The following is a 24,535-nucleotide window of genomic DNA, read 5'->3' as shown; positions in this document are numbered from 1 at the left end:
TCGGAGGCGTCCCCGCTCGTCCACACAGCCCGTTCGGCGTCACAGCACGATCGGGCGTCCGAATTGAGAGGTGGTGATGCCAATGCGTCGCACCTGGCCCGCCACCGAGGAGCCCGCCGGGTGAAACCGGCAGACCCACCGGGGACCACAGCCATGGCCTGCCCGACCCCGCCGGGCCCGCGGGAAGGCAGGCCCGGCGACGCCGCGCGTAACCCGGGTTCAGCGCGCGGCGGCGAGCCGCGAGGACTTCCGGGTCTTGATCACTTCATCGATGAGGCCGTACTCCTTGGCCTCCTCGGAGCTGAGGATCTTGTCGCGCTCGATGTCCTTGCGGATGTCCTCTTCGTTGCGGCCGGTGTGCTCGGCGAGCATCCGCTCCAGCAGCGTGCGCATCCGCAGGATCTCGCGCGCCTGGATCTCGATGTCGCTCGACTGGCCCTCACCCTGCGCGGACGGCTGGTGGATGAGGATCCGGCTGTTCTGCAGCGCGAACCGCTTGCCGGGCGTACCCGCCGCGAGCAGCACCGCCGCCGCCGACGCCGCCTGGCCCATGCAGATCGTCTGGATGTCGGGCCGGACGAACTGCATCGTGTCGTAGATGGCGGTCAGCGAGGTGAACGAGCCACCCGGCGAGTTGATGTAGATCGAGATGTCGCGGTCCGGGTCCTCGGACTCCAGGAACAGCAGCTGCGCCATCACGTCGTTCGCCGACGTGTCGTCGATGGGCGCGCCGAGGAAGACGATCCGCTCCTTCAGGAGCTTCGAGTACGGATCCATGCCGTACTCGCCGCGGGACGTCTTCTCGATGATGTTGGGGAGGACGTACCGGCTCTGCGGCCCGTAGTAGCCCTGTGATCCGTACATGGTGACTGCCTCCGAGGAGAGCGGGTGACGAGGGTCGGGACTTCTCCGGCGGCTTGCGGCCGTGGGGGTACGTCAGCTCACCGGGCCTTCGCTGGGAACCTGGCGGGCCCGCTGGACGACGTGGTCCACGAAGCCGTAGTCCTTCGCTTCATCGGCGGTGAACCACCGGTCGCGGTCGGAGTCACGCTCGATCTGCTCGACCGGCTGACCCGTGTGGAACGCGATGCGCTCCTGCATCATCCGCTTCGTGTACAGCATCTGCTCAGCCTGGATCGCGATGTCGGAGGCCGTACCGCCGATGCCGCCGGAAGGCTGGTGCATCATGATCCGCGCGTGCGGCAGCGAGTAACGCTTGCCCGGCGCACCCGCGCAGAGCAGGAACTGGCCCATCGACGCGGCAAGGCCGAGCGAGACCGTGGCGACGTCGTTCTCGACGTACTGCATGGTGTCGTAGATCGCCATACCGGCGCTCACCGAGCCACCGGGCGAGTTGATGTAAAGGAAGATGTCCCGCTGCGGGTCCTCGGCGTTGAGCAGCAGCAGCTGCGCACAGATCGCGTTCGCGATCGAGTCCTCCACCACCGAACCAAGGAAGATGATCCGCTCGCGGAGCAGCCGGTTGAACACCTGCTCGTCGAAGCCGGGACCGCTCTGGCCGGGAGAGCGCAGACTCGGGCCCGGGACAGCCAGGCGAGGGGCGGCGATGTCACTCACAGTCGGATCCTCGGCTTCCTTTGGCGGCATCTGATTGACCGGCTCGACACTATCTGTGACCCGAGCCGGTTCCGCTGCTTCTCCCTCGATGTTCGCGCTGGGCGTGAGGCTGGGCCAGTCCGGCATCCCTGTGCTCCGAGCACTTACGGACCCGAGCCGGAGCCCACAGCGTGCCCTGCGGTGTCCACCTGTGGTTCCCGGACACGCGGACGGCCCCCGGTACCCGGTCCATCAGGACCGAATTCCGGAGGCCGCCCCACAACGTCCCGTCAGGCCCGGAAACGCCCGGGCCCGCCACTACTTCGAATCGCCCGCGTCAGCCTCAGCATCGCCCGCACCGGTCTCCGTGTCGGAGTCGGCGGCGTCAGTGGCCGCAGCCACCGGCCCCGCCGCGCCCGTCGGAAGCTCCTCGGCGTCCAGCTCGTCGGAGATGTCCACGACGTCGTCACCCTCGTCGGCCGACGGCCGACGCGGCAGGTGCAACTCCACCGGGTTCCCCTCGGAGTCGACGACCTTCACGTTCTCCAACAGCAGGAACAGCGCCTTCGTCCGGAGCACGTCCGCCATCAGAGCGGTCAGGCCCTCACCCTGCGCCAGGTGCTGGGCGTACTGATCCGGCTGCACACCGGCCCGCTGCGCCCGCATCAGGATCTGCTCCATCAGCTCGCCCTGATCCAGCCCGATCGACTCCGCGTCGATCACCGCGTCCAGGATGAACTGCGACCGGATCGCCTTGCCAGCCGAGTCACGCACCTCGGAGTCGAACTCCTCCGCGGACTGCCCCAGGGTCTCCAGGTAGGCCGCGCGGTCCGTCCCCATGTGCTCCAGCTCGTGCGACAGGCGGTGCTCACGCGCCTCCAGCTCGCCCGCCAGCACCGACTCCGGAACCGGGACCTCGACCAGCTCGACCAGCTTGTCGAGCAGCTTCTCGCGGGCCTCGCCCAGCTGCTCCTGCTTCCGGACGGTCTCCAGCCGCGTCCGCACATCCGCACGCAGCTCGTCCAGAGTGTCGAACTCGCTGGCCGTCGTGGCGAAATCGTCGTCGAGCTCCGGGAGTTCCTTCTCCTTCACCCCACGGACAACCGCCGTGACCTGGGCCGTCCGCCCGGCGTACTCGCCGGCGAGCAGCTCGGTGTCGAAGGTGCGCTCGTCGCCGTCCGAAGCACCGGTGATCGCCTCATCGATGCCGTCGATCAGGTTCCCGCTGCCCACCTCGTAGGACATCCCGGTGGCCGTGGCGTCCTCGATGGCCTCGCCGTCCACCGACGCGGACAGGTCCAGCGACACGAAGTCGCCCTCCTGCACCGCACGCTCCACCGGCTTCAGGACAGCGAACCGGTCGCGCAGAGTGCCGAGGTACTCCTCGACCTTCTCGTCCGACACGACCGCCGGCTCGACAACCAGCTCCAGGTCGCCGAACTCCGGCAGCGTCACATCCGGGCGGACATCCACCTCGGCGGTGAACACCAGCTGCGCGCCGTCGGCGAACTCGGTGATGTCCACCTCCGGCCGCGACAGGACGTCGACCTCCTCGGCTTGGACAGCCTCCGAGTACAGGCGCGGCAGCGCCTCCTGGATCGCCTCGTCAAGGATCACACCCCGCCCGAGGCGCTGGTCGAGGATGCGCGGCGGAACCTTGCCCGGGCGGAACCCGCTGACACGCACCTGACGCGCCAGCTTGCGGTAGGTGGCATCGACGGACGGCTTGAGCTCGTCGAAGGGCACCTCGACGGTCAGCTTGACCCGGGTAGGACTGAGGGTCTCCTTGGTGGCCTTCACGGCGCGGCGGTCTCCTGGTACGACGTCGGACGGGGTGATGCGCCGAGAGTATCGGTCGGGGCGGGGAGACTCGAACTCCCGATCTCCTGCACCCAAAGCAGGCGCGCTAGCCACTACGCTACGCCCCGAGGCGTTGCATCCCCATCCTACGGGGTAAGCTCGTCCTCATCACCAACGCGGGTGTAGCTCAATGGCAGAGCCCCAGCCTTCCAAGCTGGCCATGCCGGTTCGATCCCGGTCACCCGCTCGAGCTGGGATTCCTATGCCCAAAGCCTTTGGCTTTGGGCCTTGGGCCGTTATTTCGTCGGGGGCGTTGCCCCCGGACGCCCCCTGCCGCTGGTGGGGTGGGGGCCCGGGCGTTTGGTGTGTGGTGGGGTGTGCTGGGGTTTCGGGGGCTGCGCCCCCGGACCCCCCCAACCCCCTGAGCTGCCGGGGTTTCCGGGGCGGTGCCCCGGACCCCCCCAACCCCCTGAGCTGCCGGGGTTTCCGGGGCGGTGCCCCGGACCCCCCCAAACCCTTGGGGTGGCGGGGTTTTGCGGGGTGGTGGCCTTGGATCTGCTTTGCCTGTTGTGGCGGTGGGGTCTTGGGGGTGTAACGCCCTGAGCTGGTGGGTTTCGGCTTGTGGGTCGTCTCGGTGAAGCCGGCTCGGGGGTGGCGTGTCCCTGTGGTCCTCGGGGCGGCTTGCGTTGGGGCTTCGGTGGCCGAAGCCTGTTCCCTGAGCTGGCCTTGTGCCCTGAGCTGAAAGTTCAGGTCGGTCGTCGTTTCGGGGTGACGGAGCCGGGCTTCGCGGCGCCGGAGAGCGTCCGAGCGGATCGACTCGGCACTCTTCGAGATCTGCCGGGTGCGCAGCGTCGCCAGGGTCCGGGCGGCCAGAATCGTCGTGGAACGGCCGGGCGGGTCGCGAACCTCCCGGTTCGGGGCCTCCCCGCCGGATGGTCGGGTGCGCAGGGTCGCCGATTCGGAGGCGGAACACTGGAGTGACCGACCATCCCATGATGGATGGTTGTGCGTTGATTGCCGCTACTTTTGCGCATGTTGGGCGTTCACGACGGTGAGCCTGGGGCGCGGTCGACGCTGTCCGTGGTCGGTCGCATCGTCTTCGTGATCCTGAGGGCCGGCGGGGTGACTCCGGTCGTCCGGGCGCCTCGGGTGCTCCGGGGCCGCTTCGTCCATACGGGCGATCTGCAGGTTTTCGGGGGCCGGGCAGGTCGGGCGGGGCAGCACGGGCCCTGGTGGGTGGCGTGTGTGCAGGTCCTGGTGGGGGCCTTGGCGGCCGTAGGGTGCGCGGTGTCGCTCTCGTTGCCCTCGCCTGGGGAGGCGTCATCAGCGAAGGAACAGGCACCCTCCGCGCATGGCTGCCGATCGCCGCCTTTGCCGGAATCAGCCTCAACAGCCTGCGGCTGCGTGCGCGGGTGCGTGCGCTGGCTGTGATTCCGCCGGCTGGGCAGGCCGTGCATGCCTCGCACCGGTTCCTGCTCGCCGACGGCGTCCGGCTCGACGAGGCGCAGCGGCGGGCGGCTAGTGCGTACGCGCTCCGGGAGGGCCTGTCCGTCCTGGATCTGGTGCCTGCCGAGATGGCCGCCCATGAGGTGCTCGACCTGGCACGGATGGTCGATCCGCGGGCCGACCGGTCGGGCCTGTTCACCTCGGGGCGCGGTGCCTTCCAGGCCCTGCTCGTCGAACAGGACGTATGGGAACGCGCCGGACTCGATCTGCCGGCGCCGTCCCGTGTCGAGCTCGTCGCGGCCACCGCGGCGCTGCGGCTTCATGCGTCGACCGCGACGGGGCTGGCGATTCTGCCGGGGCTCTCGGCGGGTGCGGGGTCCGCGACGCAGCGGCTGGAGATTGAGTTCGCCGCCTACCCGTGGGCTCCCGGTATGCCGTTCATTCCACTCGCCCGTGACCTCGCGGTCGTCGCCGGCGTGGCCGCAGCGCCAGCCTGGGCGCTCGGCGCCGCGCTGCTCGGATGGGTGCAGCCCCTGGTGGTGAGCGCGGGGCGGATTCGACTCACGGCGGGTGGGCTGGCCAGCAGCCCGCTCACCCGTCGGCTGCCGATGCTGCGGTTTCTCGCCTCACCGGTCACCGCCAGGCGGACCGCACCGGCAACCACCGCTGGCACGACCGTGACCGACGCCGCCGCCACTGCCACTGCCGCTGCCACTACTGCCACCGCCACCGCCACCGCCACCACTGCCACCACCGCCACCACTGCCTCTACCGCTGCTGCCGCCACCGCCACCGCATGGACGCCTCGGCCGGGGCCACCGGTGCCGGAGCCCGCGTTGCTGGCGGCGAAGAGGCGCCAGTACGCGGCCGACCTCGCCGCCGGCGTCGACAGGTTCCTGGAGGCCCCGATCACGGCCTGCCCCTGGTGCGGCGGAGCCGATCTGGCACTCGAACTGCTCGGCGCCGACTGCTTCCAGGCGAAGCCCGGCGTGTTCCGGTACGACCGGTGCCGCGACTGCGGCCACGTCTTCCAGAACCCACGGCTGACCCTGGACGGGCTCGAGTTCTACTACCGGGACTTCTACTCCGGTCTCGGCGCCCGCCTGGTCGAGGAGCTCTTCAGCCGCAACACCGCCACGTACCTGGACCGGGCCCGCATCGACATCCCCGCGCCGCGGCGCTGGCTCGACGTCGGCGGGGGCTTCGGCCACTTCTGCGCGACCGCGCGGGAGGTCTGGCCGACGACGTCCTTCGACGGCCTGGACATCGGCGAGAGCATCGGCCAGGCCGTACGCCGAGGCTGGATCGAGCACGCCTACCGGGGCCGGCTGCCCGACCTGGCGGACACCCTGCGCGACCGTTATGACGTGGTCAGCATGTTCCACTACCTGGAGCACACCCGAGACCCGCGGAAGGAGCTGCAGGCCGCCACGCAGGTCCTCGCCCCGGGCGGGCACCTGCTCGTCGAGCTGCCGAATCCGCACTGCCCCGCCGGCCGTTGGTTCGGCACGTACTGGCCCGGCTGGCTGGTGCCCCAGCATCAGCACCTCCTCCCGGCCGACAACCTGACCGCCGCTCTGGACGACCTCGGGCTGAAGGTTCTCGACGTGCGGTTCGGTCCAGCCCACCAGGGCGGGGACGCCCCGATCGCGCTGTGGGGCGCCTGGCAGCGGGCCGCCCCGCCACCGACCAGCCCGTGGCTGGACGTCGCGAACCCCGCGGCGGCGCGAGCGCGGCGGGTCCTGCTCGGCGCGGCGACGGCGGCGGCGATGCCGGCGGCGATCGCCTGGGATGCGGCGAGCCGCCGCTATCTCACCGCCGGCCGGCGTTCGAACGCATACCGGGTGCTGGCCGCGCGGAGGTGACAGATCCCGTCGCCACGCGACAACGCGGCTTCCCATGATCCCGCGACCGGCGAACTACCCTCTGCTGGCGAAGCGGCCGTGCCGGTGACGGACCGGCGCGGCGGGGCGCGTCTCGGGGGGTGGCACGGAGCCGTGGCTGGACGGGGTGTCGCTCGGGCGCTGGGGGTACTGGCCGCGGCAGTGAGCATGTTCGCGCTCGCCGGCTGCGGCGGGCAGGTCACCGGCGTGGCCCGCGGGCCATGGCCCGTTGCGCGGCCGGGGCCGAGCATCGTCCCGCCTGATGCGGGGCGCGGCGGTGACGAACCGGGCCACGCCGACGATCCGCGGCCGGCCGACGCCACGATCCTGGCCCTGCCCGCGGGCTGGGCCTGGGTCGCCTATGCCACGGTGCCCCGCCTGGAGATCTTCGCGGATCGCGACGGCGGCGAGCCGCGCTGGACCCTGGACAATCCCAATCCACGTGGCGTCACCCTGGTGCTCGGCGTGGAGGAGAGGCAGCGCGACTGGCTTCGGGTCCGGGTCCCCGTCCGGCCGAACAACAGCATCGGCTGGGTGCGGGCAGCCGACGTCCGTCTCACGACGACGCCCTACGAGCTGCTGGTCGACCGCCGGGCGCACCGGCTGACCGTCTTCCGTGACGGGGCGGTCGCCGCGAAGCTCCCGGTCGGCATCGGCACCGGTTCGACACCGACGCCACGCGGCGTGTTCTACCTGACCGAGCTGCTGCGCCCGGCGGACCCGAACGGCCCTTGGGGACCGTTCGCCTTCGGGCTTTCCGGCTTCTCCGACGTCATCACCCAGTTCAACGGGGCCGACGGCATCATCGGGCTGCACGGCACCAACCGCCCGGACCTTGTCGGCTCGGACGTCAGCATGGGATGCATCAGGCTGCGCAACGATGACCTGCTGCGCCTGGTGGGTCTTGTCCCACTCGGGACGCCGGTCACGATCGTGGGCTGAGCGCGCTGCGCCCACCACCCGCCGACGTTCAGGGCTCGACGTAGTCGAACACCCGCCGGTAGGGCAGATCCAGCAGTGCCTCGATCGAGACTCCGCAGGAGGCGAGCGCGAGCGCCGCGGGCAGGGCGGCGAGCAGGAGCCGGTTGCGACGCTGCGGGGCTGCGAGCAGCGCCGCGACCCGACGCGGAACAGGGCCGGGTCGTGGGCCGCCGCCGGCCGCGACCGCCCGCAGCTTGGCGGTGCGTGGCTCGCGGAGGCGACCGGGGAACAGCCGCCGGCCGGGCCGCCTTTCGCCCGCGCCGACGACGGCGGCCTGTTCAACCGCGGTCTGCTCGACGACAGCCTGCTCGGTGGCGGCCAGCGCGGCCGTACCGACAACGTGCGCGACCGAGCGGCGATCACCCACCACGCTCGCCGCCTGCTCGTCGGCCCACCGTTCGATCGCGTAGTCGATCACGGTGACCATCGGCCACAGGGGCGGTAACGCGGCCGCCGCGAGACGCGCGCCGAAGGAGAACCGGTGGTGCCGACCGGCCAGATGCGCCCGCTCGTGCGCGAACAGCGCCTGGTGCCGGCCCGCGCCGACCGCGGTGAGCATGCCCTCGGTGACGACGATGCGCCCCGGGACGCCGGGAAGGGCGAAGGCGTCCGCGCGACCATCGGGGATCACCACGATCTCACCGGTGCCCGGCAGCGCGGCAGCCTCAGCTCGGGCGGCGCGCACGGACCTGAACTGACTCCGCCCGGTCACCAGCACCGAGATCATCGCGACCGTGACCAGCAGCAGGCATGCCCAGGACGCCCACAGCGGCATCTCGCCGGACTGCCAGGACATCACCACCGGTTGGTGCGCCGGCGACAGCCCGGCGACCCGCGCCACCGCCGGCATGCCGAACGCGACCAGGCTCAGCGTGCTCGCGGCGGCGAACAGGCCCGCCGCGGCGGTGTAGCCGAAGGCCACGGCGCGCGGCGGCAGCAGGTCGACCAGGATGCGCCCGGCGACCACACCCGCGGCCGGAGCGAGAACGACCGAGACAAGCAGTTGATCGACGGCCACGGCTCGCCCTATCGGCTGGGCTCGGAGCCAGGCGCCGTGGCGGCCCCGCCACCGTCGTTGTGGGCCTGCAGGTCACCGCCGGCCAGGGGCACACCACCAGGCTGGGCGGGGGCGGAGGCCAGCAGATCACGAACCAGCGCCTCGTCCGTGGGGGAGAGCGCCGCGATGAAGTGGGTGAGCGCGCGTCTGTGGTCGGCCTGGCCGGCGAGCAGCCGGTTCATCCGCCAGGCGACGAGCGTGGCCGGATCGCCGGGCGCCGAGTACAGGTAGGCCCGCCCATGGCGCCGACGAGTGACCACGCCCTTGGCATGAAGCCGGGTGAGGGTGGTCACCACCGCGCTGTAGGAGAGCCTCCCGGAGTCCGGGAGGAGGTCGCGTACCTCACCGGGAGAGAGTTCCCCGGAGCTGTGCAGCACGCCAAGCACCTCCTCCTCCAGCGAACCAGGTGGCCGGCGCCGCGCGGCCGGCACCGCCTCGGGCATCACTGCCTCGTGCGGCGCCACATCGGGCGGCACCGCGTCGGTCGACGATGTCGCGTCATCCATCAGAACGGCTCCCCAGCGGTACCCGGGGAGCCGAAACGATGCGTCGCTCGGGTAGCACCCCCATGCAGCGCATTTCCCCTCCGCCTCACATCGCACCACGATACGAGCGGTCGGGCGAAACTCCCACGAACGGGCCGGGTGGGACACCGGTGGCCCACGACCACCACACTGCTCAGCCAACGGACTCCCCGACGTTCCCGGCATCCGCGGGAACATAGACGGCACGGCCGGTACGCAGGTCAAGACACAGGTCACCGCCCGGGCCGCACGCCGAGGGCCCCGTTCGGTCGACTCCCCCGCTGTGATCGTCCCCGCCGACGAGATCGACGCCGCGAGCACGCCCGGCCCGCGCGCCACGGCCCGCCTCCCAGGGACGCAGGCCGAAGCGGACCAGGCGGGTACCGGTCACCGGCGGCGGGAACGTCGCCCGGCACCGGCTCCCGGCCGCCTCGACCGCGGCGCAGGCGACCGGGAGGCCCGCCAACCCGTCGTCGACCGGCGCACCGGGCCGGTAGGAGCACACGAACAGCTGCCGGGCCGGTGACACGGCCAGTGCTGGTCCTGGTGGCGCTGCCGCCCCTGCGCACGGCCGTAGCACGAAGAAGAGCGTCAGCGCCGCGCCGTCGAGCCGAACTCCTCGTGCGACGACCCCGGCTCCTGGCACCAGCTCGCCGAGATCGAGGTCGAACCGGTAGTCCAGGTCCTGCGGCTCCGGCGCTCCCCCGGTCCGGACGGGCCCCTCATCCGCGCCGGTTCCGGGCACGCCGACGCCGGGCACGCCGACGCGGGACGCGGCGCGTGCGGACAGCGGGTCGACGGGACCAACCGGGCCCCGCCGGCGGGAACGGCGGCAGGCCACCATTCGATGAAAACACCGTCCGGGCCGACGTTCGCGGCGAACCCGCGTCCGGCCACCTTCGGGCATCCCGGAGCTGGTTTCTCCGGGCAGCTCGCGGCGGGCCGGCCACCCGGGGGCGCCCCGCATGACATCAACCAGGCCGAACACAGCGTGAGGCGTGGTCCGGGCGGACGCGTCGACGTGTCAGGCCGGCTCGCGGAATCGCAGGGGATGTTGCGGGCGGATATGGTGCCGGCATGTCGACCTTCAGGATCAGCGAGGTCGCCGGGCTGCTCGGCGTGAGCGACGACACAGTGCGCCGCTGGGCGGACGGCGGACGGCTGCCCACCGTTCGAGACGGCGCGGGCAGGCAGGCGGTCGAAGGCGCGGTGCTCGCGCAGTTCGCCATCGACATGGCCGGTGAGCTCCCGCTGAGTTCGCCCGCGATCGTCGGCGCCTCCGCCCGCAACCGGTTTCCCGGCATCGTGACCAGGGTGCGCCGCGATGAGGTGATGGCCCAGGTCGAGATCCAGTCCGGCCGGCACCGGGTGGTGTCGCTGATGAGCCGCGAGGCCGCCGACGAACTCGGGCTGGAACCAGGCGTCCTCGCCGTCGGCACGGTGAAGGCGACCAACGTGGTCATCGAGCTGCCCGAGCGGCACTGACGGACGTCGTCCGGCACCGGCACAGTCCGCCGGATGGCATGGCACGGCACCGGATGTTGTCCGACGGGTTCCCTCAGCCGGGTCCCGTCAGCCGACCGCGGCCTGGGCTGCCGCGGAGTCCTTCGCGTCGATCCAGTCGCTGAGGATGTCGCCGAACACGGTCGGGTCCTCACCCCTGTTCCAGAAGGCCGTCGCGCTCTGCACCACCCGCGCGCCCGCGGCCAGGTAGTCGACGACGTCACGGCCGTTCTGGACGCCCGCCACACCGATGATGTCCATCCGCTCGGGCAGGAGCTGGCGGAGCTGTCGCACCTGGCCGAGCCCGACCGGCTTCAGCGCCGCACCGCTCAGCCCGGCGAGCCCGACATCGAGGACAGGACGCAGCCGATCGTCGAGGACCAGCGCGTTCGGAAAGGTGTTGATCGCCGTGACGAACCTCGGCCCGCCCGAGACCCCGGATCGGCGGGCGAGCAGCCCCGCCAGCTCGCCCAGTGCCTCCGGGTCGGAGAACGGCGAGAGCTTGACCCCGTAGGGCGGCGCCGGGCGTGACGCCGCGGCGAGAGCCGCCTCGACGGCCGCGCAGATCGCCTCGGTCTGCCCCGGGTCGAAACACGCGATCCGCTTCTGTTGCCCGCCATCCCAGACGTTGGGGCAGGCGAGGTTGAGCTCGATCAGGTCCGCTCCCGCGTCGGCGGCGACGCGGGCCAGGTCCGCGTATTCGTCGGCGGCGAAACCCGCCACGCTGACCACCAGCGGCTTGGCGTGGTTGTGCGCGGCGTCGACCATGGCCGGAAGCTGCTCGCGGTAGTAGGCGATACCGCGGTTCGGCAGCCCGAGGGCGTTGAGGGATCCCCCGGGACCCGACCAGTAGACCTCGCCGCTGTTGCCAGCCCGAGCGTGCCGGGTGATCGAACCCACCACGACGGCGGAGGCCGCGCTGCGGGCGAGCGCCATGACATCCGCCAGCGTCTTGCAGGTACCGGCCGCGTTCATGATCGGATGCTCGAAGGCCACGCCCGCGACCACGAACTCGGCGGTCACCGGAGCCGCCGCCGGCTGTGTGTCGTGGCTCGCGGACGCGACGCCCCTGTCGTTTTCACCCATCTGACCAGCGTAACGACCCGCCAGGACGGCGCTGGCGAGCTCAGGTCACCCGCCGGTGCCCAACGCCCACCGGCACAGCCCCCACGACGGATCCCGTCCCCACGACATCTCCCGCCGCCAGCGCGGACCCCGCCGCGAGATCCTTCTCGGGAGCCGCCACGACACCCCGGACCTGTCGCCACAGCAGCGGCAGCGCGGCCGCGACCGCGACCGCCGCGACGGCGGTGAGCAGGAACGGAAGGTGCACGTTCGCCGTGTACAGGGCGCCGGAGGTCAGGGCCGCGAACGCCGTGGCCGCGGTCTGCGTCGTGGTGAACAGGCCCTGCGCCCGCCCGGTGCCCACGCGCCCGGCCTCCTGGGCCAGCAGCGACTGGGCGGCCGGGAAGCTGACCGCCAGGGCGATCGCCTCGACGCAGCACACCAGCATGATCACCCAGAAGGAGCCGATGAACGAGTAGCTGGCGACGGTGCAGGCCATCGCCAGCGTCGCGCCCGTCACGAGCCACCGGCGGTCGCTGTGATCCGCGAGCCAGCCCGCGGGCAGCGCAGACACGATGTACGGCAGCGAGAAGAGGGTGAAGCTCAGCCCGATCATCTCTGTCGAGACACCGCGGTCGGCCAGCAGGAGGCTCCAGCAGGTCTCGTAGGTTCCGACCGACAGCCCGTTCACCGCCGCCACCAGCAGCAGCCCGCCCGCTCCGGCCCCGATCAGGGCGCGGGGTGACCCCGAGCGCGGTCCCGCCGCGGCAGCCGCGGCTGCCGCGGCGGGACTCGCGGGATGCGCGTGGCCCACGGGATGCAGGCCGTCGCTGCCGACGGAGGCTCCCCCGTCCGGGCGGAGCAGGATGAGGACCGGCATGGCCGCGACCGCCGCGGCGACCGCCGCACCGAGGAAGAGCAGGTCCATCTCCCGCTCACCGGCGAGGCCGCCGAGCATCGGGCCGATCGCGGTGCCGGCGATCTGACCCGTGTAGACCGCGCTGACGGCACGCCCGGTCAGGTCTGCCGGCACGGTCGCCGCGACCGCGGTGAGAACGGCGACCTCGAACGCGCCGGCGCCGGCCCCCTGCAGCGCACGCACCACCGCGTCGCAGCCGAGACCCGGGGAGACGATCAGCCCGACGCTGCCCACCGCGTACAGGACGAGGCCCCCCAGCAGCACCGGGCGATGCCCTCGCCTGGCCGTGAGCACACCCGCCGGGTACTGCGACAACAGTGAGCCGACGAAGAACGCCGCCATCACGATGCCGACGCCGCTGGCGGAGACGTCGCGCTCCTCCAGGTAGAGCGGGAGCAGCGGCGCGATCGCGAAGGCTCCCAGCCACTGCAGCATCGTGGCGATGGCCAGCGCCACGACCAGACGTCCCACCGAACCGTGGGTCAACGAGGCCTGGCCGGCCCCGCCGTCGACAACCGGGCCGGCCGGCCTGCCGCCCCGACCGTCCCTTGATCTTCTCATCGCTCGCCGTCCCCCGCCGGCCCGACACCCACGCCAGGCCCGGTGGGCTCGGGCACCGGCCCGGACCTGGCGGGTGCCCGGGACCCCGCCCGGCTCACCCCCACGACTACTACCGTCCGTCCAGACGGTCGGTCAACCCGCCGGGATCGTGATGAAGACGCACGTCAACGCGGGTTTGCTTGGTCGGTGGTGCACAATGGCGGTCGTGCCAGCCTCGGACCCGGCCGCCACTCGACAGCGCCTGCTCGACGCGGCCTGGCGGGTGCTCACCCGCCACGGCGATCAGCCGCTGAGCCTCGACGCGGTGGCCCGCGAGGCCGAGGTCTCCAAGGGAGGCCTGCTCCACCACTTCCCCACCCGCGCGTCACTCATCGACGCCCTTTACGACCGGTGGAACGACGAGTTCGACGCGGAGGTGACCGGCCGCGCCGTGGTCGACGACCGGCCGGGGAGCTGGGTACGCGCCTATCTGGACGTCAGCACCGAGGGCAACGGCCAGCCGGGAGAGGCCGCCGCGGAGGTCGGCGTCCTCGCCGCGCTGATCGCCGACCCGAATCGCCTGCGCCAGTTCCGCGAGCGCTACGACACCTGGCAAAGCCGCATCGTCGAGGACCGCATCGACCCGGCCCTGGCCACGCTGGTCCGCATGGCCGCCGACGGGATGTGGCTCGCCGACCTGTTGGGACTGGCACCGCCCACCGGCGATCTGCGCTGCCAGCTGCTCGGGAAGCTGCGCGAGCTCACGGTGCCGCCCGGCCAGCCGTCCGCGACGCCTCCGGTATCCGAGGCTGCCGGCGGTTGAGGCGGCCGGCAGCTGAGGCGGCCGGCAGCTGAAGCCGCCCGCGCACAGGACTACCCGCGGCTGAGATCGCCTCAGTCGCGGGAGCCCAGTCGCAGGCGCTCTCAGTCGCGGCGGCTGACCCGTGGCCGCGGCATCGGTGCCTGTCGGATCAGGCCGCTCCCCCGCTGCCCCACGGCCCCATCGGCGGCCCCGCCGGGGGCATGGCCGGTGGCCCCGCCGGGCGCGGCGCGCCTGCAGGTGCCTGCGCGGTGGGCCGGGTCACCTTGGGGTCGATACGGCGCAGGGTCGACGACGTCGCGGCCAGCGCGGCGGCGGCGAGCAGCACACCGACGGTGATGTCGAGCAGCCAGATCCCCGCGCTGTGCTCCCACAGCGCATCGGCCGGGTCGGACCGCAGCACCTCGTTGCCCAGCTTGGAGACCTCGTTCAGATCATCCGTGGACGCGAGCGCCGCGAAGCCCCACCGGGCGGGTACGAACCAGGAGATCTGCTCCAGGCCCGCCCGGCCGGAGACCGACACGAGGCCGCCGGACAGGACGAGCTGCCCCATGGTCACCAGTACCAGGACGGGCATCGTCTTGTCGGCGTTGTCGACGAGGGTCGACACCAGCAGACCGATCATCATCGACGCCACGGCGGCCACGATCACCGCGATCAGGCACTCCGCCAGCGGCGCCCCCAGCAGTGCTGCCTGCGCCGGAGCCCGCCCGAGCAGGCCGATCAATGTGAAGATCACACACTGCAGGGTGGTGATCACCGTCAGAACGATGATCTTCGAACCGAGATAGGCGGTCCGGGACAGCCCGATCGTCCGTTCTCGCCGGTAGATGTCGCGTTCCTTGACGATCTCGCGGACCGAGTTCGCCATCCCCATGAAGCAGGCACACAGCACCAGGACGACGAGCACCTTCATCGCGTCCGAATTAGGCCTGTCCGGCAGTGGATCGAGTCCGTCCGGCGCCGGGATGACCCGCGGGATGATCCCGAGCAGGAAGGGGAACGCGAAGATCAGGCGCAGGTAGGAGCGGTCCGCCAGCACGACCTTCAGGTACCTGCGGGTCAGCGTCGCGAGCTGCGCGGACACCGGCTGCTGGCGCACGCTCGGCAGTGCCGTGGGCGCCTTGCGCACGGCCGGCGCGACGATCGCCGAGGGCACGAAGTACTCGGAGCTGCGGAAGCGGGCCGCCATCTCGGCGCCGGGCGTGCGCTCCAGCTCCCGGAACACCGCCGCGAAGTCGCGGAAGTCCTCCTTGCCGAAGAAGCGCAGCGCCCCGCCGGCCGGGCCGAAGTAGGCGACGTGCCCACCCGGGGCCAACACCAGGATGTAGTCACAGAGATCCAGGAACAGCACGCTGTGCGTGACGACGATGACCGTGCGCCCGCCCTCGTCGGACGAGCCCGCGCCGCCGCCCTTGGCGAGGCCCTTCAGCGTCTCCATCACCGACTGGTCGTTCGCCGGGTCCAGACCAGAGGTGGGCTCGTCCAGGAACAGCAGCGAGGGGCGGGTGAGCAGCTCCAGCGCCACCGAAGTCCGCTTCTTCTGCCCGCCGGAGAGCCGGCTGACCGGGGTGTTCGCGTGCGCGGTGAGCCCGAGCTCGCCGATCACCTCCTCGACCCGCGTCCGGCGCTCCTCGGCGGTCGTGTCCGCCGGGAAGCGCAGCTCCGCGCCGTACTCGAGCGCCTCCCGCACCGTCAGCTGGGCATGCAGCGGGTCGGCCTGCGGGACATACCCGATGCGCCGGCGCAGCTCGTCGTACTCGGCGTACAGGTCACGGCCGGCGTAGCGGACCGAGCCGACGTCCGCCGGGCGGAAGCCGGTGAGGGCGTTGAGCAGGGTCGACTTGCCCGCACCGCTGGGGCCGACCACACCCAGCAGCGAACGGCCCGGCAGCCGGAACGTCATGTCGTGCATGAGCTGCTTCGCCCCGGCGAACACCGAGACGCCCTGCACCTCGAACGCGACGTCACCGGAGTCGACGTACTCGACCAGCGAGTCGCCTTCGAGCTGGTACAGGTGGTGACCGATGGCGATCACGTCGCGCTGGCCGACCGGCGCCCGCATCACCCGCTGGCCGTTGACGAAGGTGCCGTTGGCCGAGGCGAGATCGACGATCTCGACACCGGCGGGACCGACCCGCAGCTCGGCGTGGTTGCGCGAGGCGAGCAGGTCCGCGACGGCCACGTCGTTGCTCCGGGACCGCCCGAGCCGGATCGTGCCGGGCCGCAGCGGATGCACCCGCCGCGGCGCATGCACGATCGCGCTCTGCGACGTCGAGGGATCCACCGGGAGCGACCCCGTGCGCGGGCCGGGAACCGGGATCCCTCCGGTTCCCGGCCCAGCGCCGGGAACCGGCGAAGGTCCGGAAGCCGGCGAGGCCCCGCGGGCGGGGACCGGCCAGCCAGGAGGCGCCGCGGGCGGAAGCTGCGGGCCCGCGGCGGCGGGCGGCAGGCCACCCGCCGCCGCGGCCTGGCCGGGGTACGGAACAGGTGCTGGCACAGGCCCCGGGCCCGAGGGCGGCGCCGGACGATAGGCCGGCCCGGCGCCCGGCCAGGCGGGGTTCACCGGCCCGGGCTGAGCCGCACCGGGTGAGCTCGGCGAACCGGCGGGAGCCACCGGAGCCACCCGGCTCGCGGAGGCCTGCTGGCCGGGCGGCACGGAACCCGGCTGACCCTGCGCCGCGGCGCCGGGCACCAGCACGATCTCGGGCCCGTCGGCCGCTCCGAGCCTGACCCGCACCTCATGCGCGCTCACGAGAAGATCGGCTGTGCGGCGGCCGTCCTGCCACAGGCCGTTGACGCTCAGATCCTGCACCCGCCAGCCGCCGGCGACCGGTTCGAGCATCAGATGACGGCGGGAGACCCGACCGTCGTTGACGACGATGTCCGAGGTACGACCACGACCCACCACGCACGGCGCGTCGCCCGCCAGCATCGTCCGACCTGCCGGGGTGATCACGCTCAGCGTGGTCCGGTCCACCGGTTGCTCCCTTGCCCGCCACGAATGTTCCGCCTACTTGATCACACCGATTCTCTACCCAACCCCGACTTGTCTGGAAGGTGACCGGGCACGAAGCCCACCACCGGAACCAGGACGGTCGGCCGGCTCGACTGCGCATCTCGCCGAGGTCCGGAACACGAAGGATGTCAGAGTCTGCGGTAACGGGCCTCGATGAACGAGTAGGCGCCGAACAGGGCAAGCCCCGCCGCGCAGCAGGCGAGCAGCACCTGGCCATAGGCCTGGTCTGCGATCGACCGGAGCGTGCCGTCGAAGCCCTTGGCCTCGTCGGGGTCGAAATCGACAGCGGCCTTCACGACGAACACTCCGGCGAGCCCGAACACGACGCCGCGCGCGAGGTAGCCGACCTGCCCGACGCGCCGGGCGGCGCCGAGCAGCGCGGGCCCCATCTGCGCTCGCTTCAGCTTCTCCTCGAACCCGGTGGTCAGTCCTTTGACGAGCATGCCGACGCCGACGCCGACGACCACAAGGCTGACGGCTCCCACCAGCCATCGCCCGCCACTGTGCGCCATCACCCGCGCCGTGTAGGGGGCGGGCTCCCCAGAGCCGGAGCCGGAGCTGGACCCGTCCGAGGCGAGGAACGCGATGGTGCTGCCGGTGATGACCAGATAGATCACGCCCCTGATGACGGACACAGCCCGCTTTACGGCCCGCTTCTTCGCGTCGGTCTCCTCGCGGTGGCCGACCACACCCTCCAGCAGCCGCCACAGCGCGTACCCGGCGAATCCCACCGCGATCAGGACGAGCAGACCGGTTCCGAAGGGCTTGTCCGCTATCTCGCGCAGCGCCCCCTGCCGGTTCGCCTGTTCATCGGGGTTCCCGCGGGCGATCTGGGTCGCGAGAACCCCGATGAGCAGGTAGACCACACCGCGGGCCACAAAGCCCAGCCGGGCGGTGAGGTCCGTCGCCCGGCTGTGCCGCGTGCGGCGCGCCGCGCTCTCGCCAGCGGATACCACCTGGCGCCCCGCCTGCGTGACGCTGTGTACGGACACGATCGCCTCCCGACAATACGGTTCGGTTCCCGGCACAACGCCCGTACCCCGCATGCCCGGCAGGAAGGCCACAAAACAGCAAACAGGACCATGACGATCAGCCCGTGGCGACAGTCACGACATCCGCGCCGCGGGTCTCAGGACAGTCACGACATCCGCGCTGCGGGTCTCATAGGCGGGAACCAGCGCGGCGATCAGCCGGAGCGCGGACCGGCCGCGCGTGACCGGCGCACAGGACCGGGCGCTCAGCCCTGCGGCGTCAGATAGCGCAGGAGGACGACGTCGCCGAGCTGGCTGACCTCGGCGAGCTGGAGCCGGTGCGCCGCGTCGAACGGAAAGCTGCCCGGGCCGACGAACGTCGGGGCGGCCGCTTCACCGACGAAGAACGGCGCCACCACCAGGTGCAGCTCATCCACCAGTCCAGCGGTGAGAAACGCGGTGTGGATCGTGGTGCCCCCCTCGACCAGCAGCCGCCGAACCCCGCGGCCGGTCAGGTCCCGCAGGAGACTCGCCAGCGGAGGCTCAGGGAGATCGACCACTGTCGCCACCGCCGCCAGGGGTGAGGCCGCGGCGCCACCGGACGCAGCGGCCTCACCGGACGCGCCGGCGGTCGCCCGGTAGACGACTCTGTCCGCACCGTCGCGGAAGATGCGCGCCGCCGGGTCGAGGTCGCCTTCACGGGTCAGGACAGCCCGCAGTGGAGTCGGGGTACGCCCCGCCGCTGTCCGCGCGTCGCGCCGGCGCTGCGAACGGACGGCGAGCCCGGGATCGTCGCGCCGCACGGTGCCGGCGCCGACCAGGATCGCGTCGCATCCGGCCCGGACCTCGTCCACCCGGTCGAGATCCGCGGGGCTCGACAGGATCAGCCGGCTCGGCGAGCAGTCGTCGATCCGGCCGTCCAGCGACATCGCGCAGCTCAGCACCACGTGGGGACGGACCGGCACGCCCGGGGCGCTAGTCGTCCCCACGGTCATCGCCGACCGGATCGTCGCCGTCGACCGACGTACCGCCGCCGGTGCCCGCCCCGCCTCCGGTACCCGCGCCGCCGATCGCACCGCCGCAGCGGTCGGCGACCCAGTCCGCGAGCTGGGCGCGCGGGCTGAGCACGGTGGGATCGTCCGCGACGCGGCCGGCGAGGCTGCGGATGTTCTCCTCAGGCGCGAGATCCCGGACGACGAGTGCGACGAGGCGCGCCGCGTCCGGGTTCTGCTCGATCTCGCTGGGCTCGATCCTGATCTGGGAGCACAGCACGGTGGCCCCGGCCGCCCTGGTCTCCTCCGAGACCTGGTCGCAGCCGACGAGCCCGGCCGCGCCGGCGGCGACCGCGATGGCCACGCCCAGACCCGACCTGCCCGGGAGCAGACTCCTGTGGGGAGCCGAAATCCGCATCATGACGTCGAGGATGTCACGATGCGGTCCACGCGTGGATCTGTCGCAGGTGAGGACTACCGTCTGACAGTGTGCGGATCGCGACCTGGAACATCAACTCGGCCAAGGCCCGGCAGTCCCGCCTGATCGAATGGCTCGACCGTGCGAGTCCCGACGTGGTGTGCCTGCAGGAGACCAAGCTCGCGGACGACGCCTTCCTGGAGCTGTTCGACGAGGACCTCTTCCGCCGCGGCTATCGGGTGGCCCACCACGGCGACGGGCGTTGGAACGGCGTGGCGATCCTGTCCAGGGCGGGGCTGGACGACGTTCAGCGCGGGCTCCCGGGCGATCCGGGCTTCCCGAAGCCCGAGCCCCGGGCGATCGCCGCGACCTGCGGAGGCATCCGGGTCTGGTCGTTGTACGTGCCGAACGGCCGCACGGTCGACGACCCCCACTACGCCTACAAGCTGGCCTGGCTGGCCGCGCTGCGCGACGTGGTCGGCGAGCTCGCTCCGGCGGGGCCGGTGATGACACTGGGCGACTTCAACATCGCGCCGACCGATGCCGACGTGTGGGACATCGCCGCCTTCGAGGGCGCGACCCATGTCACCGAGGCCGAGCGTGCCGCGCTCGGCGAGCTGCACGGCGCCGGCCTGGTCGATCTGATGCGCGCGAGATGGCCAGAGGAGACGGTCTACACGTACTGGGACTACCGCCAGCTCTGCTTCCCCAAGAACTACGGGATGCGCATCGACCTGGCACTGGCGACGGCGGATGTGGCCGGCCGCACCCGCGCGGTGTGGGTCGACCGGGCGGCCCGCAAGGGCACCGGCACCAGCGACCACGCCCCGGTCGTCGTCGACCTGGACGAGGCGCCCGACGGCGACGTCGGGCCGATGGTCCCGCCGCCCTCGGCGCGCGGGTCGTCCTCTCGCGGCTCGTCATCCCGCGCGGGAGGCGCCCTTCGCCGGGGTGCGTCCTGACCGGCCGCGCAACCACCTGACCTGACACCGCGACGCCGAAGCACCACGACCTGACACCCTCCCTGGCCTGAAGGCCGGGCTCCCCACCCTCGCGGGCAGGTTTTCCTGCTTCATCGACTGCCGCCACGCGCGGCATCTCGCGCGGCGCCGCGTGGCCCCGGCCGGCCGGGGCCACCGGCCGGCCGGGAACGCTCGCGGATCGGTCAGGAAGCGGCGCGCTCGTCGCCGTGCGCCGCCTCGGCGCCCGCTCCGGCGTCGTCCCGCACGGTCGGGAGCGCCCCGACCACGGCCGCCGCGGCCACCGGGATCCGGGTGCTACGCGGCGCGGCCGCCGCGCCGGCGAGCCGGACGGTCAGCACACCGCGGTCGTAACGCGCGCTGATCGCCGTCGCGTCCACGTTCTCCGGCAGCGCGAACTCACGACGGAACGAGCCGTGCCAGCGCTCCCGGTGGACCCGACCGTTCACGGTCTCCTCCTCCTCGGAGGAACGCTCACCGCGGACGACCAGCGCCCCGCGGTCGATCTCCACCATCACGTCCTTCTCGACGTCGACGCCCGGCAGCTCCAGGTTGATCAGAACATCGTCACCGTCAACCAGGACGTCGGCCGACGGCACGACGTTCTGCGGCCGGGCAACGACGCCCTGCGGCCGGGGCACGGCGCGCAGCGGACGGACAGCACGGTCCCGCGAGCCCCAGGAGCGCCGGACGATCTCGTTGAACTCACGGTCCATGCGCTCGAACGCGGCAAACGGGTCCCACAGGTAGGTGCTCATTGTCGTGTGACTCCCCTCCGGGCGGGACCTCTGGTGAAGCCTCGCGTTGTCAGGCCCTCTGACCCGCCCTGACACGTTCCTGAGTCTAGGTGGCTCAACCTTACGAACGCAAGTGCACTCAGGAACCTGCATACCGATGGTGACGGAAACCATCCCATCATTCGCTCTGTCCTGTCGAACGTTGGTCCTCCGACCGGAATCCCCGATCCGGGCGGCAAACTCCGGGAGCGCACCCGACCGGCGCACCCACCCCCAGCGCCAGCGCCTGCGACAGCGCGCCTGCGACAGCGGCGGCGTCCCAGGACCCCCTGCTTCCGCTCGGCCGGAGCGGGCACACCGCGGTCAACGGCGTTACGGCGTGGACGAGCGGCAAACCTCACGGCACGGTGAGAAAAGCCACGTCCGGCCATCCGGCTGGTCGCGGCGGGCACCGCCGCCGGGTACGCGAACGGCCCCAGAACCCCTCACACGCTGGGGTTCTGGGGCCGCCGACACCGTCTGGAAGGGCTCCCGCCGGAAAAGTGGGCGCCGCCCCGAAGGTGCTAGCGCGGATCCGTCGCGTAGTTCACCGTGACGTTGGTGAAGCCGAGCGCGCCGAGCAGGCCACGCAGCATGGCCGTCGTGTTCGTCTTCGCGAGCTCGAGCACCTGACCGTCTGTCTGAGCCGCCTCACCGATCTTCGTCGACGCGACCTTGTAGAGCTCCGAGTCGTTGCTCTGACCGCCGAACAGGCCACCCACCCGGTCAAGCGCACCGCGCTGGCGGGCAACCACGTAGCTCTTGTCGAGATCGAGGTGTGGCTCCGACAGTGTGGGCGCGGGCAGGCTGATGGTCACGGAGCGCCGGTCCGCGGAGACGACGACGGCGTCCTCACCAAGCGCGCCGAAGTCGACGACGGCGTCGACACTGCCGACTCCGACGAACAGGGTGCGTTCACCGCGCAACGCCGACGGGATCCAGCGGCTGTCGTCCTCGAGGTCGACCACGACCTCCAGGTGGGCGCTCCCGGCGTGGTACTCGCTGAGGTCCTCGAGCGACCGCAGCACCGCCGGTGAGCTGCGGTCGATGGTGCGCTCCGCGAAGGGGTTGGGGATCGAGGGCCGCCAGCCGGTGACAGCGGCGGCTCCCGCCAGCACGAGCACGGCCAGCACGACGTAGGCGATCAGACGTACGGGGCTGAACCGGAACCGCGGCCGCCGTGGACCACGCAGGCGCCGCGTGGCTCCAGGTTCCTCCCGCGAGCCGGAACCACCCTCGTCGGGGGCGGCTGTTCCCTGCAGGAGGGAACCGGACTCATCAGTCATGGTCGGACATGTACCCGGCGAAGATCTCGTAACGCCTCAACACCACGATCGCTCAACCGACAGCACGAAATGACCGTTCTGCCCCACTTGGTCCCCCGCGACGCGGAGGCGGATACGCCGGCGGAGGTTTGCGGCGCACCAAACCGTCCGGCCGCCGTCCCCGGCCGGCTCAGCGGGTGGTGCGGGCGATGACGATCGCTGTGCGGTCATCGCTCGGACGTCCCGGAGCATGCCTGCGCACGACCTCGAAGACGTCGTCGAGCAGCTCGGCCGGGCCGCGGTCCGCGAGCCGCAGCAGCTCGGCGACCAGCCTGTCCAGACCGAACTGGTGGTTCGCGCCATCGCGGGCCTCCACCAGGCCGTCGGTGTAGACGAACAGGACGTCGCCGGGTTCCAGCCACCGGGCTTCGGTGCGCCAGGCACCGCCCGAGGCGACCAGGCTCGACATCATGGGGCCGGTCGCACCGAGGCGGGTCACCTCGGCACGACTGCGGAGCGCCGGAAGGCGCTCCGCGGCCGTGTCCGCACCGTCACCATTGGTCACCCCGCCTGCCGCGGGCACCTTGGTGCCGGTCCTGGCGGCCTGGGTGCCCGACGACGGGCCGACCTTCCGTCCGTCTTCGCCTGCCGCGCTCACGGTGCCGCCGGCCGCGGGTACGGGTGCGGGTTCCTGATCGTCTCCGGTCGGCCCGGTCCCGTTCCCGGGCCGCCGCTCCCCCGGCCGCGCGACGGGCCCCGACTCGAGCCCGGTCGCCGCCGCCCTCGGACCGTCCGGGACTCTCGTCCGCCGCAGCAGCAGCGCGTCCGGATGGCCCGCGTTCGCGATCCGGACCTCCCCGGTCGCGGGGTCCACCACCGCGACGATCGCGGTGGCGAACATCTCGTCGGTCTCCCCGAGGCTGTTCACGACCCATTCGATCGCCGGGCCGGGATCGGCGCCCCGGGCGAGCGCGGCGTCGAGCAGCTGCTTGAGACGCAACGCGAAGACACCGGCCACCGCGCCATGGCCGGAGACGTCGCCGACGACGATCCCGAGCCGGCCGTCGGCGAGCTCGAAGGAGTCGTACCAGTCACCGGCGAGCTCGCCACGGGCGGGATCGACCCGCCCCCGCAGCAGCAGCCCGGGCGCGTGCAGGACAGACGGGGTGAGCGCGTCCCGAAGCGCGATCACCGCCGGGCCCTCCTGCGCCAGTGCCTCCCACGAACGCTCGTTCTGCCGCACCAGCTGGACGAGCTGCGCGCGCATGGCGTCGATGTTGCCCGCGAGCTCCACGATCTCCGACGGGCCGACCTCCGGGACCCGGGTGTCGTAGCGGCCGGCCGCGACGGCGTTCACCGCCCGGCGCAGCGCGTCGATAGGCCGCAGCAGCCACCTTCGCAGCACGGTGAGGACGGTGATGACGACGCCGAGAATCACGACCGCGGCAGTCGCCAGGGAGCTGAGAAGCAGAACGGCGGAGCTCTCCACCCGCCCGGACGCGGCCGTCTGCTCGGCGTCGATCGCCGTACCGAGGTTCGCCACGCTGGTCTGCAGCTCGCTGAACCGCACCCGGCCGCTGGCCGTCTCGATCTCCCGAGCGCGCTGGAGGTCGCCGGCCTTCGTGGCGGCGATCTCGGGCTCGGCGACCTCGCTGCGCCAGGCCTGGTAGGCCGACTCGACGGCGACGGTTCCCCCGATCAGGTCCGGAAAGTCCGCCAGCAGCAGTTGCAGGCGGTTCATCTGGCGGGGGATGGTGAGGTCGGCCCGGGTGTAACGCTCGAGCAGGGACTCCTGCCCGGTGATCACGTACCCGCGGACCGCGCTCTCCTGGGCGACGAAGTCAGCGAGCAGAAGAGCGGTGGTTGTCGCCGCGGGGTCGAGGCGCTCCCCGCGCTCGGCCGCGGCGTCGCTGGCCCGCAGCGCCGCGAAGACCGCGAGTGAGAGCATGACGACGACGGCGACCGTGGAAATCACGACGAGTACACGGATACCGCTCCGCAGACTCGCCGACCCAGCCA

At 72.0% G+C, this 24,535-nt stretch carries 20 protein-coding genes and 2 tRNA genes; 6 read left to right on the top strand and 16 right to left on the bottom strand.

The genetic code is table 11. The annotated features are described in order from the left end of the window. Positions 1 to 219: 219 nt before the first annotated feature. The 4 genes from FREUN1FDRAFT_RS23360 to FREUN1FDRAFT_RS23345 form a co-directional block, all read right to left on the bottom strand. Entirely contained in the window at positions 220 to 864 is a 645-nt protein-coding gene (locus FREUN1FDRAFT_RS23360) for an ATP-dependent Clp protease proteolytic subunit (protein WP_006542685.1), read from the bottom strand. 72 nt (positions 865 to 936) lie between these two features. After that, positions 937 to 1,578, bottom strand: a complete 642-nt coding sequence (locus FREUN1FDRAFT_RS23355; protein ID WP_035953188.1) for an ATP-dependent Clp protease proteolytic subunit — start codon at positions 1,576 to 1,578, stop codon at positions 937 to 939. Between the two features lie 297 nt (positions 1,579 to 1,875). Continuing rightward, positions 1,876 to 3,357, bottom strand: coding sequence for a trigger factor (gene tig, locus FREUN1FDRAFT_RS23350; RefSeq protein WP_006542683.1), 1,482 nt, complete (start codon positions 3,355 to 3,357; stop codon positions 1,876 to 1,878). Positions 3,358 to 3,412: 55 nt separating this feature from the next. Beyond that, positions 3,413 to 3,485 (bottom strand) — tRNA-Pro (locus FREUN1FDRAFT_RS23345). 48 nt (positions 3,486 to 3,533) lie between these two features. On the opposite strand from FREUN1FDRAFT_RS23345, the gene FREUN1FDRAFT_RS23340 reads away from it, so the two are divergent. The 3 genes from FREUN1FDRAFT_RS23340 to FREUN1FDRAFT_RS23330 all read left to right on the top strand — a co-directional run bounded on the left by FREUN1FDRAFT_RS23340 (position 3,534) and on the right by FREUN1FDRAFT_RS23330 (position 7,628). After that, positions 3,534 to 3,604 (top strand) — tRNA-Gly (locus tag FREUN1FDRAFT_RS23340). Between the two features lie 1,033 nt (positions 3,605 to 4,637). Continuing rightward, on the top strand, positions 4,638 to 6,668 hold the full coding sequence (locus FREUN1FDRAFT_RS23335; RefSeq protein WP_006542682.1) for a class I SAM-dependent methyltransferase: 2,031 nt from the start codon (positions 4,638 to 4,640) through the stop codon (positions 6,666 to 6,668). A 132-nt stretch (positions 6,669 to 6,800) separates the two neighbouring features. After that, a complete protein-coding gene (locus FREUN1FDRAFT_RS23330) occupies positions 6,801 to 7,628 on the top strand; it encodes a L,D-transpeptidase (RefSeq protein WP_232295368.1) in 828 nt (275 codons plus the stop codon). 28 nt (positions 7,629 to 7,656) lie between these two features. On the opposite strand, the gene FREUN1FDRAFT_RS23325 is transcribed toward FREUN1FDRAFT_RS23330, so the two are convergent. From FREUN1FDRAFT_RS23325 to FREUN1FDRAFT_RS23315, 3 genes are all read right to left on the bottom strand, one after another. Beyond that, positions 7,657 to 8,685: a M48 family metalloprotease gene (locus FREUN1FDRAFT_RS23325; protein WP_006542680.1), complete on the bottom strand. Its 1,029-nt coding sequence runs from the start codon at positions 8,683 to 8,685 to the stop codon at positions 7,657 to 7,659. 8 nt (positions 8,686 to 8,693) lie between these two features. Continuing rightward, complete coding sequence (locus FREUN1FDRAFT_RS23320; RefSeq protein ID WP_006542679.1) at positions 8,694 to 9,230, bottom strand: BlaI/MecI/CopY family transcriptional regulator; 537 nt, start codon at positions 9,228 to 9,230, stop codon at positions 8,694 to 8,696. 172 nt (positions 9,231 to 9,402) lie between these two features. Continuing rightward, positions 9,403 to 10,092 (bottom strand): hypothetical protein, encoded by a 690-nt coding sequence (locus FREUN1FDRAFT_RS23315; RefSeq protein WP_006542678.1) that lies wholly within the window; start codon positions 10,090 to 10,092, stop codon positions 9,403 to 9,405. A 233-nt stretch (positions 10,093 to 10,325) separates the two neighbouring features. Between FREUN1FDRAFT_RS23315 and FREUN1FDRAFT_RS23310 the strand changes: the two genes are divergently transcribed. Further along, complete coding sequence (locus FREUN1FDRAFT_RS23310) at positions 10,326 to 10,733, top strand: molybdopterin-binding protein (protein ID WP_006542677.1); 408 nt, start codon at positions 10,326 to 10,328, stop codon at positions 10,731 to 10,733. Between the two features lie 87 nt (positions 10,734 to 10,820). Here FREUN1FDRAFT_RS23310 and FREUN1FDRAFT_RS23305 read toward each other — a convergent pair whose 3' ends face one another. Both FREUN1FDRAFT_RS23305 and FREUN1FDRAFT_RS23300 read right to left on the bottom strand, forming a co-directional pair. Further along, positions 10,821 to 11,837, bottom strand: a complete 1,017-nt coding sequence (locus tag FREUN1FDRAFT_RS23305; RefSeq protein ID WP_006542676.1) for a dihydroorotate dehydrogenase — start codon at positions 11,835 to 11,837, stop codon at positions 10,821 to 10,823. A 40-nt stretch (positions 11,838 to 11,877) separates the two neighbouring features. Continuing rightward, on the bottom strand, positions 11,878 to 13,296 hold the full coding sequence (locus FREUN1FDRAFT_RS23300; protein ID WP_006542675.1) for an MFS transporter: 1,419 nt from the start codon (positions 13,294 to 13,296) through the stop codon (positions 11,878 to 11,880). Between the two features lie 196 nt (positions 13,297 to 13,492). On the opposite strand from FREUN1FDRAFT_RS23300, the gene FREUN1FDRAFT_RS23295 reads away from it, so the two are divergent. Continuing rightward, entirely contained in the window at positions 13,493 to 14,098 is a 606-nt protein-coding gene (locus tag FREUN1FDRAFT_RS23295) for a TetR/AcrR family transcriptional regulator (protein ID WP_006542674.1), read from the top strand. A gap of 148 nt (positions 14,099 to 14,246) precedes the next feature. Here the strand turns inward: FREUN1FDRAFT_RS23295 and FREUN1FDRAFT_RS23290 are convergent, their stop codons facing one another. The 4 genes from FREUN1FDRAFT_RS23290 to FREUN1FDRAFT_RS23275 all read right to left on the bottom strand — a co-directional run bounded on the left by FREUN1FDRAFT_RS23290 (position 14,247) and on the right by FREUN1FDRAFT_RS23275 (position 19,441). Next, on the bottom strand, positions 14,247 to 17,075 hold the full coding sequence (locus FREUN1FDRAFT_RS23290; protein WP_006542673.1) for an ATP-binding cassette domain-containing protein: 2,829 nt from the start codon (positions 17,073 to 17,075) through the stop codon (positions 14,247 to 14,249). A 167-nt stretch (positions 17,076 to 17,242) separates the two neighbouring features. Beyond that, a complete protein-coding gene (locus tag FREUN1FDRAFT_RS23285; RefSeq protein WP_006542672.1) occupies positions 17,243 to 18,106 on the bottom strand; it encodes a DUF1206 domain-containing protein in 864 nt (287 codons plus the stop codon). A gap of 245 nt (positions 18,107 to 18,351) precedes the next feature. Further along, positions 18,352 to 19,050, bottom strand: a complete 699-nt coding sequence (locus tag FREUN1FDRAFT_RS23280; protein WP_035953175.1) for a dihydrofolate reductase family protein — start codon at positions 19,048 to 19,050, stop codon at positions 18,352 to 18,354. A gap of 10 nt (positions 19,051 to 19,060) precedes the next feature. Beyond that, positions 19,061 to 19,441, bottom strand: coding sequence for a hypothetical protein (locus FREUN1FDRAFT_RS23275; RefSeq protein WP_232295367.1), 381 nt, complete (start codon positions 19,439 to 19,441; stop codon positions 19,061 to 19,063). A gap of 125 nt (positions 19,442 to 19,566) precedes the next feature. On the opposite strand from FREUN1FDRAFT_RS23275, the gene FREUN1FDRAFT_RS23270 reads away from it, so the two are divergent. Beyond that, a complete protein-coding gene (locus FREUN1FDRAFT_RS23270; RefSeq protein WP_006542669.1) occupies positions 19,567 to 20,457 on the top strand; it encodes an exodeoxyribonuclease III in 891 nt (296 codons plus the stop codon). 203 nt (positions 20,458 to 20,660) lie between these two features. Here the strand turns inward: FREUN1FDRAFT_RS23270 and FREUN1FDRAFT_RS23265 are convergent, their stop codons facing one another. From FREUN1FDRAFT_RS23265 to FREUN1FDRAFT_RS23255, 3 genes are all read right to left on the bottom strand, one after another. Further along, positions 20,661 to 21,233 carry an Hsp20/alpha crystallin family protein gene (locus tag FREUN1FDRAFT_RS23265; protein ID WP_006542668.1) on the bottom strand — a complete coding sequence of 191 codons (573 nt, stop codon included), beginning with the start codon at positions 21,231 to 21,233 and terminating at the stop codon, positions 20,661 to 20,663. Positions 21,234 to 21,775: 542 nt separating this feature from the next. Continuing rightward, positions 21,776 to 22,537, bottom strand: a complete 762-nt coding sequence (locus FREUN1FDRAFT_RS23260; protein ID WP_006542667.1) for a DUF4230 domain-containing protein — start codon at positions 22,535 to 22,537, stop codon at positions 21,776 to 21,778. 169 nt (positions 22,538 to 22,706) lie between these two features. Beyond that, a partial coding sequence (locus tag FREUN1FDRAFT_RS23255) for a PP2C family protein-serine/threonine phosphatase (protein ID WP_006542666.1) occupies positions 22,707 to 24,535 on the bottom strand: 1,829 nt, incomplete at its 5' end.

Origin of the sequence: Parafrankia sp. EUN1f, from assembly GCF_000177675.1 — a bacterium.
Taxonomy (GTDB): Bacteria; Actinomycetota; Actinomycetes; order Frankiales; family Frankiaceae; genus Parafrankia.
The sequence above is the reverse complement of the archived record's forward strand: the minus strand, read 5'-3'. Positions and strand labels throughout refer to the sequence as shown.